The organism is Variovorax sp. dw_954, from assembly GCF_018449755.1.
GTDB lineage: Bacteria > Pseudomonadota > Gammaproteobacteria > Burkholderiales > Burkholderiaceae_C > Variovorax.
The window spans coordinates 76016-92216 of sequence record NZ_JAAVVD010000030.1 but is presented as its reverse complement, the minus strand read 5'-3'; the positions used below and the strand labels follow the sequence as shown (position 1 = coordinate 92216).

Genomic DNA, 16201 nt, shown 5'->3' with positions numbered 1-16201 from the left:
ATATCACACTTAGAGCTTATCCGTAAATTATGTTGACGTCGGCAGGTACCTTGCGGAAGGCGATGATGGCGGCAGCAAGGTGGTTGAGGGCGACGAAGCTGCGCTCGAGTTTCTCGTAGCGTACGAGCAGCTTGCGGAAGCGGTTGAACCAGCTATGGCAGACCTCGACGACCCAGCGTCGTGCCTTCTTGGTCGGATCGCGCCGCTTGATGTCGGCTTCGGTGCCTCGACCAACGACGTGAGGGATGTAGCCGTTGCGCTCGATGGTGCGAAGGTGCTCGGCTCCACGGTAGCCCGCGTCGGCGCACAGATGTTTGTGTCGCCGATATGGCGGATCCTTGCGCCTGACGACGATGGCTGCGAGCACGTCGTCAAGCCTCTTGCAGTCATGGACGTTGGCCCCTGTCACGACGAGCGACAACGGGACGCCACGGCCGTCCACCAACAGGTGGCGCTTGCTTCCTTTTTTTTTCCCCCGATCCGTCGGGTTGGGGCCCGCGGCTTCCTGTGCCAGTGGCGCCTTCATCATCGCGCCGTCGATGCTCTGCCAGCGCCAGGCAATGCCCTGCATCTGGTCGTATTCGGCCAAGCCCGCCTTCCAAAGAGCCTCGAAGAATCCCGCGGCCTCCCACTCAAGAAATCGCTTGTGGATGGCGCTTGCGCTGCCGAAGCGCTCCTTGGGCAGCGCCTTCCACTGGCAGCCCGTACGCAGCACGTAGACGATCGCCTCGAACACCAGTCGAGCCGGCTTTGGTGGTCGCCCGGCCCCTGGCTTGCGCATGTAGATTTTCTCTGCCGCCAAGCGCGCGGGAATCAGCGGCTCCACCCGCTGCCAGAACTCATCGCTTACCACCCACGACTCGATACGTTTCGCCAAGATCTTGATCCATCGCCGCGCCCAATGCGGCTCGGATCGACAGTTTATCTATTTACGGATAAGTTCTTAGGTTGCCGCATAGTCATGGAGTCCGGGCCTGCAGTGGCGGAGCGCGGATCGGCTGCCCGCGAGCCAACGTCAGCAAGATGATCATCGGAGCGCCGCAGTGCGTGCAGACGAAGGTCGGTTGAGCATGGCAGGGCTCGGTATCAAGGCTTGCGCTTTGCGCGCGCGAGTCAGCCTCTTGACCCAGCAGATCGCGGACGCGCGCCAGGCTGGCAGCGCGATTGCCGTTGGCCAGGAGCCCGTAGTGTCGGATGCGATGGAAGCCGCTCGGCAGCACGTGCAGCAGAAAGCGGCGCATGAACTCATCGGCATCGAGCGTCATCGTCTTGCGCCGGGTGCGGCCCTTGGCCCGATAGTCCTTCCAACGGAAGGTGACGCCTTGTTCGTCCATGGCAACAAGCCGGCTGTTGGAGATGGCGACGCGGTGCGTGTAGCGAGACAAGTAGGCCAGAACCGCTGCGGGACCCGCGAACGGTCGCTTGGCGTAGACGACCCATTCGCACTTGCGCAGCGGCGCGAGCCAGGCCGCAAAGGCGTTCGCGCCGGTCAACGCAGCAAACTCGCCAAAGAACCGCAGGCGGCCCGCACGGTGCAGCTGTGCGAGCGCTTCGAGGAAGCGCCTTCTGGGGTGATCGTCCTTTCCGTGTAATTTGATACGGTTTGCCCCGAGAGCCTTGTCTGGCGCGGGTTTCAGGCGCTGGCGCAGGATCCTGAACGCTGCGCCTCGGTGGCCGCCGGTCCCCATGTACAGTGCGCCGACAGCCTGAATTGGTCGGTCATGTCCACCTATGTCTATCGCTTCGTCGGTCTGGAAGCGCTGCCCGGTCGCCTGACGGACTTCGACCTCCAGCAGTTCTTCCAGCTTGGAACTCATGATGTCGAGGCGATCCGCCTGCGGTTCAGATCCGACCGGCGAGTCGCAGCCGCGCTACAACTCCTGTTCCTGCGCGCGTGCGGTCGCCCGATGGATCGCTTTTCGGTGTTGCCACGCAATCTGCTGCGGTACGTGTCCGAAACGCTGGCGCATTGCGCCGCCGCTCACCGTGAGCCACGCGGAGATCGACCGCGCCATCGCCATCCTCGACCGCGCACTGCGCGAGAGCCTGGACGAGATTGCCAGCCCGGCCCCCGTCGCGCTGGCGGCTTGACAGGCACGGTTTGCATCATCATGAACCACCGATCGATCTTCATCGGCGCGGCACTGGTGCTCGCCGTGGCGGGTGCCAGCGCGCAGGACAGCGGGGGCACGCTGGCCAAGGCCAGGGCGGCGGGCACCATCACCATGGGCGTGCGCGAAGCCTCGCCGCCCCTGTCGTATTCGCTGGGCGGCAGCTATGTCGGCTACCACGTCGAACTGTGCGAGCAGATGCTCGGCAAGCTGCTGCCCGGTTTGGCGATCCGGCAGATGGCCGTGACTTCGCAGAACCGGGTGCCGCTGCTGCAGAACGGCACCATCGACATCGAGTGCGGCTCCACCACCAACAGCGCGCGCCAGCAGCAGGCGGCGTTCGCCAACACCACCTACATCACCGAGGCGCGGTTCGCGGTGCGGGCAAGCAGCGGCGTCCAGTCGGCGGAGCAGCTCAAGGGCAAAACCATCGTGACCACCACCGGCACGACGCTGGTGCAGCGGCTGCGCAAGCTGGAGCAGGAAAACAAGGGTTTCGGCCTGAGCATCGTGTTGGCCAAGGATCATGCGGAAAGCTTTCTGCTGCTGGAAACCGGACGCGCCGACGCATTCGCCATGGACGACAACACGCTGGCCGGAAACATCGCCAATGCGCGCAACCCTGGCGATTTCAGGATCGTCGGCAAACCGCTGGGCATCGAGCCGATCGCGATCATGTTGCGCAAGGACGACGTGGCGTTCAAGAGCGCGGTGAATGCTTATCTGGGCGACGTGATGGCTTCGGGTGCGCTCGAGAAGCTCTATGCGAAGTGGTTCATGGCACCGATTCCGCCTCGCAACGCCATCATCAACATTCCATTGAGCGATTCTCTGAAAGCGGCGTTCCAGTCTCCGAACGACCGACCGGCCGAGGCCTACGAAGAGAAGCCCTGAGTACGGCAAGCCCGGCCTGCCGCACTGCGCTCAGCGACCCGTGCCCCAAGCGCGTGTCGAGGAGCCCGCTCTTCTCGGGAATTAAACCGAAGAAGCTTGCGTCGCTCAGAGCGTGCCCGGGCGGCATCGCCAACAGGTCCGAATACGCTTGAGTTGAACAGGCGTCGGCGCCCGATGCCTTGCGGTACGCTTGTGCCACGTGGATGCAGAGCCACTCATCGCGCCGGCAATGTTTTCGACGATGACGGTCTGATTGAGCTCCTCGCCAACCCGGGCGGCGAGCACGTGCGCGCCGATGTAAGAGGCCTGCCCCGGCGGGAAGCCGACGATGATCTGGATCGGCCGATCCGGATAGGCGTCACCCTTGGACGAAGGACTTCGTGGCCGGGGTTGCCGCACCGGCCGCCGCGATGAAGGTGCCGCACGGCGCGGTCGGATGGAAGCCGCGGTTGTGGAAGTCGGGCGCCCCCACGGTTGCGAGCCCGCAGCCGATCTCCAGCGCGGCGATGAAGGCCAGCAGCACCTCCGCGCCCAAGGCGCCGTTGCCGTAGATATGCGCGCGCCCTGCTTCATGTGACGCGGGAGAACACGCGGCCGATCGGTTAGGCTGCCGCCGAGAAACAGGCGCGGCGCGGAAGCCTGTCGAGACTGCTCGCGCGGGCGGGGGCAGCGCCACGCGGTCCAGCGCCGCAATGGCATCGCGGGGCCAGGTCTATCTTGTCGCAGCCAGGCTCTCGTGTAGGTGACTGATCGACGAGGTGCCAGATCAGAGAAGCAGTCTTTTCAGCGCCAATATTCGCAGGTGTTGCGAAGCCGTAAAAGATCGATTCCTAGCCGCTGTAGACCAATGCTCAACTTGCCGTCTTTGGCTGGCGCTTCGCGGAAGATCCCGAACGCTTAACGCTGGCCTTCAGCCCTGAAATGATCGGCCCTTCCACCGCGCCCGGAATCTCGAGCGGCATGAAGGCAATGCGATCAGCTTCCTGAGGCGTCAGGCCGAAGCCGACCAGCACGCTTTGCAGGATGAGTTCCGGGTGGTTCGCGCGCGTGGGTTCAGTCAGCATGGTCTCAATGCCGTAGAAGATGGAGCCGAGCACGATGTCACGTGCCACGCGCACGCTGTCGACCGTCAAGCGGTTCTGGCTTTTGGCAAGTTCAAGATCTCGCGTGAGATAGATGTCGATCATCTGGCCACGGGTGGCGATGCGCGTTCCAACCTGCGTGATGAAGCTGCCCCATACCGGATAGCGCAAGGCCATCTGCATGTAAAGGCGCGTGCCGGCCGCGAAGCGTTCAACCGGATCGTCAAGGTGAAGCACCAGCGGATCGACGATCTGGAGCACTTCGTCGCTCATCGCGGTAGCGAGCGCGAGCAGCAGCTCGTTGGTGGTCTTGAAATGGTTATAAAAGGTGCCGCGCGACACGCCCGCGGCCGCGATGAAGTCGTCAATCACGGCGACATCAGGCCCCTTCTCGCTAAACACCGCCAGTGCACTTTCGAGCAGGCGCAAACGCGTCTTCTCGCGGCGCTGCACACCCACCCTCACGCGGTGGTCTTCGACCTTCAGCTCACTCTCTACGTTTGCCATCGGCGTGGAGCGTACACGAGATGCCCGGCCGGAATGAGCGTGCCTGTCACCTAGGGAAATCCCTGTCATTTTGCCCTCCATGTCATATTGACGAAATCGTCATATCGGATAGAGTTCGTTCTAGACAAACAGTCTAAATCAACCCAGAAGGCAAACACCATGAAGCTGCTACGCCATGGCCCCGTTGGGGCAGAAAAACCTGGAGCGCTCGACTCAGACGGACAAGCGCGCGATCTTTCCCTCCTCGTCCCGGACTTCACGCCCGACTGGATGGCTCCCGCGAAGCTCGAAGCATTGAAGGCGATCGATTTGGCCCGGATGCCGCTGGTGCCCGCTGGTGCCCGGCTCGGCACCCCGGTGGCCGGTACGCGGCAGTTCGTCGCCATCGGTCTCAACTACCGCAAGCACGCCGCGGAATCGGGCCTCGAGATCCCCAAGGAGCCGGTCGTCTTTACCAAGGCGCTGACCTCACTGGCAGGCCCGAATGACGACGTGGAACTGCCCGAAGGCTCGGAAGCTGGAGATTGGGAGATCGAGCTTGGCTTCGTGATCGGCACCCAAGCGAAGAAGGTTTCGGTGGCCGACGCGCTTTCACACGTCGCGGGCTACTGCCTGGCCAACGACGTGTCAGAGCGGGACTGGCAGATCAAGCGCAACGGTCAATGGGGCAAAGGCAAGAGCTTCGACGGTTTCGGCCCGATCGGCCCGTGGCTCGTGACCAGCGACGAACTGCCCGACCCGCAAGGAATACCCCTCGAACTGGCAGTCAACGGCGAGATCCGGCAGCGCAGCAACACGGCCGACATGATCTTCCCGGTGGCCGAGATCGTCTCGTACCTCAGCCAGTTCATGACCCTTCTGCCTGGCGACGTGGTGATCACCGGCACACCGGAAGGCGTCGGGCTCGGCGTCAAGCCCAATCCCGTCTTCCTGCGCCGTGGCGACGTCATGACCCTCAGTGCCGGTCCGCTCGGCACACAGCGCCAGCAAGTGATCTGACCCGCCGCGGTCGGACGCAAATCCCAACGAGAGACAAGACCGTGCACCGCACGGTCGCGGGCGCAGCTTTGCCCGAATCCAAGGAGACCACGATGACTCAGAACCAGGGCAAGCACGAACCGCTGTTGGCTGTGCACTCCGTCGACGAATTCGTCTTCGGCGTGCCCGACCTTGAAGTGGCGCGGCACTTCTATTCAAGCTTTGGCTTGGACGCACGAGATGAGCGCGGCGCGCTCGCTCTTTATACCTTCGGCCATCCGCATCGTTGGGCGCGCATTGTGCGAGCCGACACCAAGCGCTTGCTTTGGCTCAGTCTCGGCATCTACGCAGATGATCTGGCTCGCTACGAGGAGCACCTGGCTGCACAGGGCGCTGAACGTATCGCGCCACCTTCCGGCGCAGGCACGGATGGGCTTTGGATCCAGGGGCCCGATGGGTTGGCAGTGCAATTGCGCGTCGCCGAGAAATCCTCTCCCTCGCAGCCGTCCCCGCGCGAATTTCCGCCCGAGAGCGCCAACGTCGGCCGCTCGCCGAGCCGCAGCAAAGCGCAGGCGGCGCGCCCGCTCTATCTATCGCACATCCTGCTGTTCAGCGCGGACGTGGATAGTGCTCGCCGGTTCTACGAGGACGTGATGGGTCTGCGACTTTCGGACAAGTCCGGATCCGTGATCGCCTTCATGCACAGCCCACACGGCAGCGACCACCATCTCATCGCCTTGGCGAAGTCCGAAGGCCTGGGGTTGCACCACAGCAGTGGTGCGTGCCTTCCATCGACGCCGTAGGTATCGGCACGCAGCAGATGGCCCAAGCTGGCTATGCGCGAGGCTGGGGCATCGGTCGACATGTGCTGGGCTCCAACTACTTCCGCTATGTGCGGGACCCGTGGGGCAGCTACGCCGAGTACTCCTACGACATCGACTTCGTTTCGCCCGACAACGCGTGGCCTTCGGCAGACCATCCGGGCGAGGACTCCCTTTATGTCTGGGGGCCCGCGTTGCCCGAGGACTTCATTTCCAACCACGAACTCGCGAACCGCTGACCCACGGATCCACCGACTTGCACTAACACCAGGAGCACACCACCATGAGCCAACATATTCCCCTCTACGACGTTGTCCAGATCGGCTACGGCCCGGTCAGCGAAATCATGGCCCTTGCGCTGGCGCGCCAAGGTCGCAGCGTGGCCGTGTTCGAACGCTGGAAGATTCGCTTCGCGCTGCCGCGTGCGGTCTGCATCGACCACGAGTTGTACCGCGTGCTGTCGGCCCTTGGCATGAGCAAGGATCTCCCGGCGGTCAGCCATAAGGGACCGATGTATCGCTGGTTCAACGCCGACTGGAAGGAACTCCTGGCCATCGATTGGGAGTCGGAGTCGATCTCCGGCGGGCCGGAAGTCAACTTCGTACATCAGCCCACGCTGGAGAAGATGTTCGAGGACGTCGTTCAAGCCTGCCCCAACGTCGAGCTCAACCTCGGCTGGGAAGCGATCGAAGCGACCCAGACACCAGACTACGTCGAGTTGGTGGTGCGCGACTTCGAGACCGACGAACGCCGCACCGTGCGCGCCAAATACCTGATCGGCGCGGATGGCGCCAACAGCCTGGTGCGCGAGGCGATCGGGTCGACCCAAGAGGACCGCGGGTTCGAGGCTGACTGGCTCGTGATCGACGTGCTGCCGAACGAGGGCGTGACGCTCGACATTCCGCCAGCGGCGCAGTGGTGCAACCCGACGCGTCCGACGACGATCGTGCCTGCCGGCGTCAAGGACGGCCGCTACTTCCGGCGCTGGGAGTTCATGCGCCTGCCGCACGAGACGCGCGAGGAACTCGAGCACGAGAATGTCGCATGGGATCTGCTTGCACCCTGGGTCAAGCCGGACCAGGCCACCATCGTGCGGCACAAGGTGTACACCTTCCGCTCGCTGCTCGCCAACACCTGGCGCAGGGGCCGGATGCTGATCGCCGGTGACGCGGCGCACGTGATGCCTCCCTTCATGGGGCAGGGCATGTGCGCCGGCTTGCGCGACGACTGGAACCTGGCGTGGAAGCTGAACCTGGTGCTTGACGGCAAGGCCGACGACAGCCTGCTCGACACCTACCAGCCGGAGCGGCGGCCGCATGTGAGCGACGTCATCGACCTGTCGATGTATCTGGGCAAGATCATCTGCATCCCGGATGCCACCAAGGCAGCTGAACGCGACCAGGCCTTCTTCAGCGGCGAGGCGCCGCCGCCGCCCGCCTTTCCCTGCCTGACGGACGGCATCCTGCGCCGCGGAGCCGATGGTGCCGTGCAAGCGCCGGCCGGGTTGCTCAGCCCGCACGGCAGGATGGTGGCCGGTGACCGCGAGGGGCGTTTCGACGACCTGGCCGGACTGGGCTTCGTGCTGGTATCGCGCAGCGCCGCCGTCGAGGCGTCGCTCGGTGAAAAACAGCGCGCCTTTCTCGACAAGCTCGGTGCAAAGCGCGTGCAGATCGCTGCGCGCGGGACAGAACCCGACGCGGGCGTGCTGGTCGACCTTGACGACAAGTTCATCCCGTACATGACGCAGCACGGCATCGACGTCATGCTCGTTCGGCCCGACTTCTACCTCTACGGCGCGACCGACAAGGTCGACGGCGTCAATGCACTGGTCGACGACCTTGCCGCTGACCTGCAGCGCAACGGGGTGCGGCTGGATCGCGCGTGGACTGCGTCGCCGACGCAAGTCGACGAGCGGCTGGCCAAGCACGCCTGAAAACTCCCATTACCGAAGGAAGCAAGCCATGACCACGCACATCGCCATCCAGCCGAGCCCGGCTGCGCACAGGGGCTCTAGCTACGAATGGAAGACCGTCACCCTGTTGTGCCTCGGATTCGGCCTGGTCGGCATCGACCGCTTCATGATCCTGCCGCTGTTCCCGGTGATCTCGAAGGAGCTGAACCTCGACTACCAGGACCTCGGCCAGATCACCGGCGTGCTGGCCATCGCCTGGGGCGTCGCTGCGCTCTTCATGGGCAACCTCTCTGACCGCCTCGGGCATCGCAAGGTGATCATTCCTGCGATCATCGTCTTCTCGCTGCTGGCAGGCCTCAGCGGACTTGCCACCGGCGTCGGGAGCCTGATGATCATTCGCGCGCTGATGGGCGTGGCGGAGGGCGCCTACACGCCGGCCAGCATCGTCGCCACCATCGACGCGTCCAAGCCGAGCCGTCAGGGCATGAACGTCGGGATCCAGCAGGCGGCCCTGCCGCTGTTCGGCCTGGGCATCGCACCGATCCTGGTCACGCAGTTGCTGAAGGTCGTGGAGTGGCACTGGATCTTCGCGATGGTGTCCATCCCAGGCTTGGTGATTGCCTATCTGCTTTACCGCGGACTTCGCAATCCCGATCCGAAATCAGCTGCGGCGCACACCGCGACGCACGACGCAGCGGCCCACCCGTGGAGCGACGTCTTCAAGTACCGCAACATCCCGCTCAACATGATCGGCATGTTGTGCTGGCTGACCAACCTGGTGGTGCTGAGCGCCTTGCTGCCCAGCTACCTGATCGACTATCTGCACCTGACGCTGGAGCAGATGGGTTACGTGCTGTCGGCCATCGGCTTCGGCGGCACGCTGGGCACGCCGGTGATGCCGGCAGTGTCGGACCGGATCGGACGCAAGCCCGTGATGATCATTTCAGTCTGCGGAGCGGCCATCGGCCTGTACTTCCTGATGCACGCCGGGGCCGAGCCCTTCGCGCTCTTCGCGAGCCTGGCCGCGACGCTCTTTTTCATCTTCAGCATGATCTGCCTGACCGTCGGTCCGATCAGCGCGGAGTCGGTCCCGGCCACGCTCATGTCGACGGCCTCTGGCATCGTGATCGGCACCGGCGAAATCTTCGGCGGCGGCATTGCACCGGTCATTGCGGGTTACGTGGCCCACCACTATGGCATCCAGTACATCATGCATCTGGCTGCGATCGCGCTCGTGGTCGGATTGGTGGTGACGCTGTTGCTCAAAGAGACCGCGCCCGCCCGGCGCGGCTGATACCGCCGCCACGCGCGACGACAAATTCTTGGGCGTATCCGGGCCGCGACTTCACCGTGCGTCTTGGGCGATTTCTAGCTTGTTTTTTCGCCGCGCCACGGCTCTCTCATTTCGTCTCAACCTACTTTGCGAGCATTGTCCATGACTGAACTTTCCACCTGCTTTTCCCACAACAAACCGAGCGACACATCCTTTGTCTGTGGAGGTCTGCGCGACTTCTTCACCTATCGAGATCTGGGCGTCGACGAAGCGACGGGTGGTCGCGTCGTGGCGCAGTTGGTGCGCGCCAATCAAGAGCCCGAGAAGGGCACTGGCTGGCATGTACACGAGGCACAGTTTCACATCGTCTACATGCTGAAGGGCTGGGCGCGCTTCATGTACGAGGATCGCAACACGCTGGTGGAGGCCGGGGATTGCGTGCATCAGGCACCGGGCATCCGACACTTCCTGTTCGACTATTCACCCGACATGGAATATCTCGAAGTCGTTGGGCCTGCCGCGTTCGGGAGCATCGAGGCAGATGGGCCGTGCGCGGTGCCAGCGCCAACGCCGTGGGGCTCGCGGGTCATAGCGTGAGCGCCGAACCACGAGATCCTGCGCGTCGCGCTGCGCTCGGCAAGGCAGTGTCGGTTGCGGTGGCCCTCGCTGCTGGAGGCGGCTCCGTCGCCGCCGCTGAACCGCCATCGGAAGTGGCGGCGAATGTCCCGCTCGTTGCCGCCAAGGGCAATGGTGCAAGCAACGCTGGCCTCCGGTGCACCTGCGGACTGATTGACGCGCACTCGCACTATCTGCCTCCGACGTATGCACAGGCGTTGGCTGACGAAGGGTTGGTGACGCTTGATGGAGGTTTTCCCGTGCCGCAGTGGTCAGAAGAAAAGGCACTCGCGCACATGGATCGACATGACATCGAGGCGTCGATGTTGTCGGTCTCCTCCCCGACGGTCGGATTCCTCAAGGATCCGCTGGCGCGACGGCGACTGGCACGGGAGGTCAACGAATTCGCGGCCACCTTGGTAAAGAGCAAACCCAACCGGTTTGGAGCCTTTGCAACCTTGCCGCTGCCGGACATCCAGGCCTCACTGGACGAAATTGGATACGCACTGGAGGTGCTTCACCTCGACGGCGTCGTCATGGAAACGAATGTCCATGGGATCTATTTGGGCGACGCGCGGCTAGATCCGATCTTTGCGGACCTCAACCGACGGCGCGCCACTTTGTTCCTGCATCCGACCTCGCCCCCATGCCTGGAAGCGGTGGGACTGGGAAGACCCGCGCCCATCCTGGAATTCCCGATGGACACCGCACGCACCGTCACCGACCTGATCTTTGCCGGCACACTGGCCCGCTATCCGGACATCCGCATGATCATTCCGCACGCGGGCGGCGCATTGTCCGCGGTGGCCGAGCGAATCGCGGCGTTCTCGTCGCTCCCATTCCTGAACCAGCGGCCAGCCGGCGGCGCAGCGGAGGTCAACCGTGTGCTCGCTTCGCTCTACTACGACCTGGCTGGATCGGCGAGCGATGCTGCTATTGAGCGGCTGCGCCGGCTGACATCGACGACCCACATCCTGTTCGGCAGCGATTTCCCGTTCACCCCGGCGGCAGGCATCGAAGCCAATGTCGAGAGCTTTCGCACGCTCACGGGCTTGACGATTTCCGAGCACGAGGCCATCGCAAAGGGCAACGCGATCCGGCTGTTTCCTCGATTCGCTATCAGCGGCGGAGCTGAGCGTCGAAGCTGATCACGCGTGGCAACGAGGTCGAGGACCGAAGTGTCGGCCTAAACCCACTTGCACGCCTCCCGCTCGAAGCTTCCTGACGAAGACCTTACCGAACGTGCGAACCGAAATGAGTTTGCAGGTTCTTGCGTACAACCTGCGGCGGGCGATCAAGATCCTTGGCGCTATGCGCTGACGCGCTGGAAATCGCTAACCGCTATCGCGACGACGATCGCATCGAGGTGGACAACAACGCAGCCGAGCGCGCCCTGCGCGGCATAGCTCTTGGAAGATCCAACTACCTCTTCATGGGCTCGTCACCAGGTGATCGGGCCGCACCAAGTCGGACGCACGCGAGTGGATGCTCAAGGTCAGCATCATCGGCGTCGGCCGGGGGGCACTGATACACCATTTCAAAACCAACGCGTAGTTGCTTGCTCGCCCTTTGTTGCTTCGCTAGGCCACACCACCAGTGCGTGCAGCTTTCGCTTGCTCATCACCGTACTTAGAAGTCGAAACAGACCCGGTGCGTCCCTTTTCCCTGCGGCATTCGCAAGCCCTCAGGTCGCGGTGGTCGCCGGAAGCAACCGGTCGTACTCGGACTTGACGACCGCATAGCACTCGCAGGTGCGCTTCTCCAACCCCGCGCGATCCAGCACCGAGATGTGACCTCGCGCATAGCGGATCAGACCCGCCTGCTGCAGCTTGAGCGCCCCCTCCGTCACGCCCTCGCGCCGGACGCCGAGCATATTGGCGATCAACTCCTGCGTCATCACGAGGTCGCTGCCCTGCAGGCGGTCGAGGCTCAGCAGGAGCCAGCGGCACAACTGTTGGTCCAGCGAATGGTGCCGGTTGCACGCGGCCGTCTGCGCCATCTGCGTGATCAATGCCTGGGTATAGCGCAGCAGCAGGTGCAGCACCGGGCCGGCCCGGTTGAACTCCTTTTTCATGAGATTTGCCTTCAATCGGAACCCATGGCCGGCGCTCTGGACCACGGCGCGACTGGGCGTAGATTCGCCGCCCATGAAGAGCGAGATACCGACGATGCCCTCGTTGCCCACCACCGCGATCTCGGCCGAGGCACCGCTTTCCATCACGTACAGCAACGACACGATCGAGGTGGTCGGAAAGTACACGTGGCTCAGCGCCCTGCCCGATTCGTAGAGCACCTGTCCCAATGGCATGTCGACCGATTCGAGTTCCGGGAACCACCGCTTCCGCTCGGCGTCGGGCAATGTGCACAGCAAGTGGTTATCCAGGGGGTCGGGGGACTTGGGCATAACGCAACTCCGCAATAAGACAGGCACCAAGATCCAGTCGGAGCCGCGTCCACCGCATTGCTCACGATGAAATCCAGTATAGGCATCGCGGAGCGACTGTGTGCGGTGTCGCACAGTGACTGCGGCCGGAGTGTTCCATATCAGGCGGGTGTGAGTGGACCTGACCAGTTCGGGCAGCTCGCCGGGGGACCGCGCGATGAGAATGCCAATGAGCACCCTCGCGCGCTCGCCAGCGACGTTGAGCGGTCGCGCAGACTAGATGCGGCGGAGCAGCGCACGGCCCTCCCGCACGCAACGGGCACCCCCGTGACATAGCCAGCGCGCCGGCAATGTTGCAAGCGAATTCGCGTGTGCGGCACCGTGTATGTTCGACACCGCACAGACTGGTCTTCCTCAAACAGTTACAGAAGAAGTCGTACGCCTTTGAAGAACAAATGGGCGGCATCCGATAAATGAACCGGCAAAAGCCAAGGACTGGAGCATGCGTAACTTTCTCGCCAACAATCGGGAGGAGGTGGTTTCACGCTGCAAGTCGAAGGTTGCGCTGAGGCCTCAGCGCTCCGCCACTGAAAAACAGTTGGCAAACGGCATTCCGTTGTTCCTCGACCAGCTGATCAAAACCCTTGAAGCGGAAGATGCTGACAAGCCCGCGGAAAGCATCAGGATCTCGGGGCCCTCAGGCGGAGATTCGATAGACTTGTCGGAAATGGGGGTGGGCGCCGCTGCCCATGGCAAGGAACTGCTGAAGCTAGGCTACACGGTGGATCAGGTCGTTCATGACTATGGCGACCTTTGCCAAGCGATCACGGATCTTGCCTTTGAACGCGACGCCCCCTTCGCCATCGGGGAATTCCGCACTCTGAATCGCTGCCTGGACAATGCCATTGCGGACGCTTGTCGGCGCCGGTTGAATTTTGACCCACCCTGCCGGTTGAACTTTGACCCGGGGACGGATGCCGGCATCGTGGATGCCGACTGTGGATAACTGTAGCTCGTTCCCCCTTTCTTGCCTTGCTTGTTGAAGCCGGTTGTTCGGTCTCAGAAGGCGCGGAGGGCGAAGCCCGTAGCGCCTTGTCCCTGCCTGCGGTCGATCAGGCGAGGTTCGCTGGTGGCGCTTTGGCTTCCTTGCGTTCTTGCTCCCGAGCGCGGATGCGCTTCTTCGAGTTGGCCGTGGCGTGAGTGATGCGGTAGCTCTCGTTTCCCGTCTCCACGATGTGGCAGTGGTGCGTGAGCCGGTCCAGCAGCGCGGTGGTCATCTTCGGATCCACGAACACGCTGGACCATTCGGCGAAGTCCAGGTTGGTCGTCACCACCACGCTCGTGTGCTCGTAGAGCTTGGAGAGCAAGTGGAACAGCAACGCTCCTCCAGCCTGGCTGAAGGGCAGGTATCCCATCTCGTCGAGCACCACCGCGTCCAGGCGCAGCATGCTCGCGGCAATGCGCCCGGCCTTGCCTTGGGCCTTCTCCTGCTCCAGCGCGTTTACCAGATCGACCGTCGAGTAGAAGCGCACGCGCTTGCCGTGCTGCGTGATGCCCGCCACGCCGATGGCGGTCGCAAGATGGCTTTTTCCGCTACCTGGCCCGCCGACCAGGACAACGTTGTGCGCCTCGTCGGTGAAGGCCATTTCCGCCAACTGCATCACCAGCTTGCGGTCCACCGGCGAGACCTCGAAGTCGAAGCCCGCCAAGTCCCGATGCACCGGGAACTTTGCTGCGTTCATCTGGTGGCTCACCGAGCGCGTGGCACGTTCGGTCGTCTCGGCACGCAGCATCTGCTCGACCAGCCAGCGCGATCGCTCCAGCTCGGCCTTGTTCTGCTCCAGCAGATCCGCCCAAGTCCCGGCCATGCCGTGCAGGCGCAGCGCCTTGAATTCGGCAATCACGTCACGCGTCATGGCCGGCCTCCTGGATGTCGCGCAGCCGGTCGTAGCGGGCGGTGTCGGCGCTCGGCGGCGTCAGCACCTGCAGCGACGTCACCACGTTGGCCGGCCGCGGCGCAGCGTTCAGACGCCCCAGCACGTTGATGACGTGCTCGACGCTCACCCGCCCGGACGGGGGCGCTCCGTCGAGCGCCAACTCCACGGCCACCAGCACCGCCTCCAGTCCCGCCGTCGGCACCAGGTCCAGCACCTTGGCCATGACGCGATCGCCACCGTTCTCGCGCAGCAACCCGCGGCGCAGCCGTTGCAATGCCGGCGGCAGGTCGGCGAACGGCGCCCCGTTGCGCAGCGCCCCCGGCTTCCTCTGCACCAGCGGTATGTAGTGCTGCCAGTCGTAGCGCGTCTTGCCTTTGTCGCTCAGGCGCTCGTGCTCGGCCACGACGGCATCGCCGGCCACCACCGTCACGCGCGTCGGATACAGATGGGTGCTGACCATCTGCCCGGCCAGCTCGCACGGCACCGAGTAGCGGTTGCGCGCCACCGACACCAGGCAGGTGCTGCTGACCCGCGCCACCTCCTCGACGTAGCCATCGCGGCCTGCTGCCGCCCGCGCGCGGCGAAGTCCATTGGCAAGGCCGCGCGATCGCGGCGCAGGGCGCGGACTTCACCGGGCAACTGGCCTACCTCGGCCACGCAGACGGACTGCGCGGCGAACTCACGCTGCGCGAGAACCTCGTCTTCTCGCTGCACATCGCCGGCCGCCGGCCCGACGCCGTTGCCAGCCGCATGGTGCTGGAACGGCTGCAACTGGCCGGGCGCGAGAACGACCTCGTGCGGCTGCTGTCGCAAGGCCAGCGCCGCCGCCTCGCGCTGGCGCGCGTGCTGTTGAGCCAGCGCCCCCTGTGGCTGCTGGACGAACCGCATGCCGGCCTGGATGCGGACGGCGAGCAGGTGCTCGAAGCCTGCCTGGCCGAGCATGCCCAAGGCGGTGGCCTGGCGGTGCTGGCGACGCACCGAGCGGGCGGCGGCGATGCCCTGGACATGGACGGACTTCACGATGGCTCCCGCCATGATTCCGATCATCGGCCGTGAGTTGCGCACGGCGGCGCGGCGGCCGATGGACGCGCTCGGCGCACTGCTGTTCTTCGTGGTGGTGGGCACGCTGTTCGCGCTGGCCATCGGGCCCGACCCGGCCCTGCTGCGTGCCATCGGCCCGGGCGTGGTCTGGGTGGCGGCGCTGCTCGCGCTGCCGGTCTCGCTGCACCGGCTCTTCCTGCCGGAACTGGAGGACGGCGTGCTGGAGCAACTGCTGCTGTCTCCCCGCTCCCTGCTCGGCCTAGTCTGGGCCAAGGTCGCGGCGCACTGGCTCGTGACCTGCCTGCCGCTGTTGCTGGTAGCGCCGCTGCTGGGCCTGCAGTTCGAACTGTCGACGCCGGCGATCGTGGTGCTGCTGGCCTCACTGCTGCTGGGCACGCCGACCTTGTCGTTGCTGGGTGCGCTCGGTGCCGCCCTGACCCTGGGCCTGCGCGGCAACGCCTTGCTGGCGCTGATCATGCTGCCGCTGTGCGTGCCGGTGCGGTCTTCGGCAGTGGCGCGGTCAGCGCCAGCCAGCAGGGCATGCCGGCCGGCCCGCACCTGTCGATCTTGGCGGCCTGGCTGCTGCTGGCGGCCTTGCTGTGTCCCTGGGCCGTGGCATCCGCGCTGCGCCTGGCGCTCGAATGAAG

The 16201-nt window shown here is 64.2% G+C and carries 14 protein-coding genes and 7 pseudogenes; 13 read left to right on the top strand and 8 right to left on the bottom strand.

Annotated elements, in window-relative coordinates:
• Positions 1–16: 16 nt before the first annotated feature.
• Together HB681_RS32430 and HB681_RS32425 are read right to left on the bottom strand one after the other, a co-directional pair.
• Complete coding sequence (locus HB681_RS32430) at positions 17–877, bottom strand: IS5 family transposase (RefSeq protein ID WP_213958994.1); 861 nt, start codon at positions 875–877, stop codon at positions 17–19.
• An 82-nt stretch (positions 878–959) separates the two neighbouring features.
• A pseudogene (locus HB681_RS32425) lies at positions 960–1559 on the bottom strand (transposase); the annotation flags it as partial.
• A 162-nt stretch (positions 1560–1721) separates the two neighbouring features.
• On the opposite strand from HB681_RS32425, the pseudogene HB681_RS38500 reads away from it, so the two are divergent.
• Positions 1722–1967: pseudogene (locus HB681_RS38500) on the top strand (DUF4158 domain-containing protein); the annotation flags it as partial.
• Between the two features lie 144 nt (positions 1968–2111).
• A complete protein-coding gene (locus tag HB681_RS32420) occupies positions 2112–3005 on the top strand; it encodes a transporter substrate-binding domain-containing protein (RefSeq protein WP_256354387.1) in 894 nt (297 codons plus the stop codon).
• A gap of 219 nt (positions 3006–3224) precedes the next feature.
• Here HB681_RS32420 and HB681_RS38495 read toward each other — a convergent pair.
• From HB681_RS38495 to HB681_RS32410, 3 genes and pseudogenes are all read right to left on the bottom strand, one after another.
• Positions 3225–3404, bottom strand: a pseudogene (locus tag HB681_RS38495) (hypothetical protein); the annotation flags it as partial.
• Complete coding sequence (locus HB681_RS32415; protein WP_213958992.1) at positions 3364–3540, bottom strand: hypothetical protein; 177 nt, start codon at positions 3538–3540, stop codon at positions 3364–3366. The gene HB681_RS32415 and the pseudogene HB681_RS38495, both read right to left, overlap by 41 nt.
• Before the next feature lie 316 nt (positions 3541–3856).
• Positions 3857–4594: a TetR/AcrR family transcriptional regulator gene (locus HB681_RS32410; RefSeq protein ID WP_213958991.1), complete on the bottom strand. Its 738-nt coding sequence runs from the start codon at positions 4592–4594 to the stop codon at positions 3857–3859.
• A gap of 159 nt (positions 4595–4753) precedes the next feature.
• Here HB681_RS32410 and HB681_RS32405 point away from each other — a divergent pair, with 159 nt between their 5' ends.
• From HB681_RS32405 to HB681_RS32375, 8 genes and pseudogenes are all read left to right on the top strand, one after another.
• On the top strand, positions 4754–5593 hold the full coding sequence (locus HB681_RS32405; RefSeq protein ID WP_213958990.1) for a fumarylacetoacetate hydrolase family protein: 840 nt from the start codon (positions 4754–4756) through the stop codon (positions 5591–5593).
• 41 nt (positions 5594–5634) lie between these two features.
• A complete protein-coding gene (locus HB681_RS32400) occupies positions 5635–6375 on the top strand; it encodes a VOC family protein (protein WP_345944794.1) in 741 nt (246 codons plus the stop codon).
• On the top strand, positions 6354–6632 hold the full coding sequence (locus tag HB681_RS38490; protein WP_256354376.1) for a hypothetical protein: 279 nt from the start codon (positions 6354–6356) through the stop codon (positions 6630–6632). Before HB681_RS32400 ends, HB681_RS38490 begins: the two co-directional genes overlap by 22 nt.
• Positions 6633–6676: 44 nt before the next feature.
• Positions 6677–8326 (top strand): bifunctional 3-(3-hydroxy-phenyl)propionate/3-hydroxycinnamic acid hydroxylase, encoded by a 1650-nt coding sequence (locus tag HB681_RS32395; RefSeq protein ID WP_213958989.1) that lies wholly within the window; start codon positions 6677–6679, stop codon positions 8324–8326.
• Positions 8327–8354: 28 nt separating this feature from the next.
• Entirely contained in the window at positions 8355–9599 is a 1245-nt protein-coding gene (locus tag HB681_RS32390; RefSeq protein WP_213958988.1) for an MFS transporter, read from the top strand.
• Positions 9600–9740: 141 nt separating this feature from the next.
• Positions 9741–10175 carry a cupin domain-containing protein gene (locus HB681_RS32385; RefSeq protein WP_213958987.1) on the top strand — a complete coding sequence of 145 codons (435 nt, stop codon included), beginning with the start codon at positions 9741–9743 and terminating at the stop codon, positions 10173–10175.
• Positions 10172–11341 carry an amidohydrolase family protein gene (locus HB681_RS32380; RefSeq protein ID WP_345944793.1) on the top strand — a complete coding sequence of 390 codons (1170 nt, stop codon included), beginning with the start codon at positions 10172–10174 and terminating at the stop codon, positions 11339–11341. Before HB681_RS32385 ends, HB681_RS32380 begins: the two co-directional genes overlap by 4 nt.
• A gap of 162 nt (positions 11342–11503) precedes the next feature.
• Positions 11504–11655 (top strand): annotated as a pseudogene (locus tag HB681_RS32375) (transposase); the annotation flags it as partial.
• A 222-nt stretch (positions 11656–11877) separates the two neighbouring features.
• Here the strand turns inward: HB681_RS32375 and HB681_RS32370 are convergent.
• Complete coding sequence (locus tag HB681_RS32370) at positions 11878–12597, bottom strand: Crp/Fnr family transcriptional regulator (RefSeq protein WP_213958986.1); 720 nt, start codon at positions 12595–12597, stop codon at positions 11878–11880.
• Between the two features lie 481 nt (positions 12598–13078).
• Between HB681_RS32370 and HB681_RS32365 the strand changes: the two are divergent.
• Positions 13079–13492 (top strand): annotated as a pseudogene (locus HB681_RS32365) (sensor histidine kinase); the annotation flags it as partial.
• Between the two features lie 196 nt (positions 13493–13688).
• On the opposite strand, the gene istB reads toward HB681_RS32365, so the two are convergent.
• Positions 13689–14492, bottom strand: a complete 804-nt coding sequence (gene istB, locus HB681_RS32360) for an IS21-like element helper ATPase IstB (RefSeq protein ID WP_213958985.1) — start codon at positions 14490–14492, stop codon at positions 13689–13691.
• Positions 14482–15069 (bottom strand): annotated as a pseudogene (locus tag HB681_RS32355) (IS21 family transposase); the annotation flags it as partial. The pseudogene HB681_RS32355 and the gene istB, both read right to left, overlap by 11 nt.
• A gap of 5 nt (positions 15070–15074) precedes the next feature.
• On the opposite strand from HB681_RS32355, the gene ccmA reads away from it, so the two are divergent.
• A complete protein-coding gene (gene ccmA / locus HB681_RS32350; protein WP_213958999.1) occupies positions 15075–15569 on the top strand; it encodes a heme ABC exporter ATP-binding protein CcmA in 495 nt (164 codons plus the stop codon).
• Positions 15570–15594: 25 nt separating this feature from the next.
• Positions 15595–16199: pseudogene (ccmB, locus tag HB681_RS32345) on the top strand (heme exporter protein CcmB).
• Positions 16200–16201: the final 2 nt, after the last annotated feature.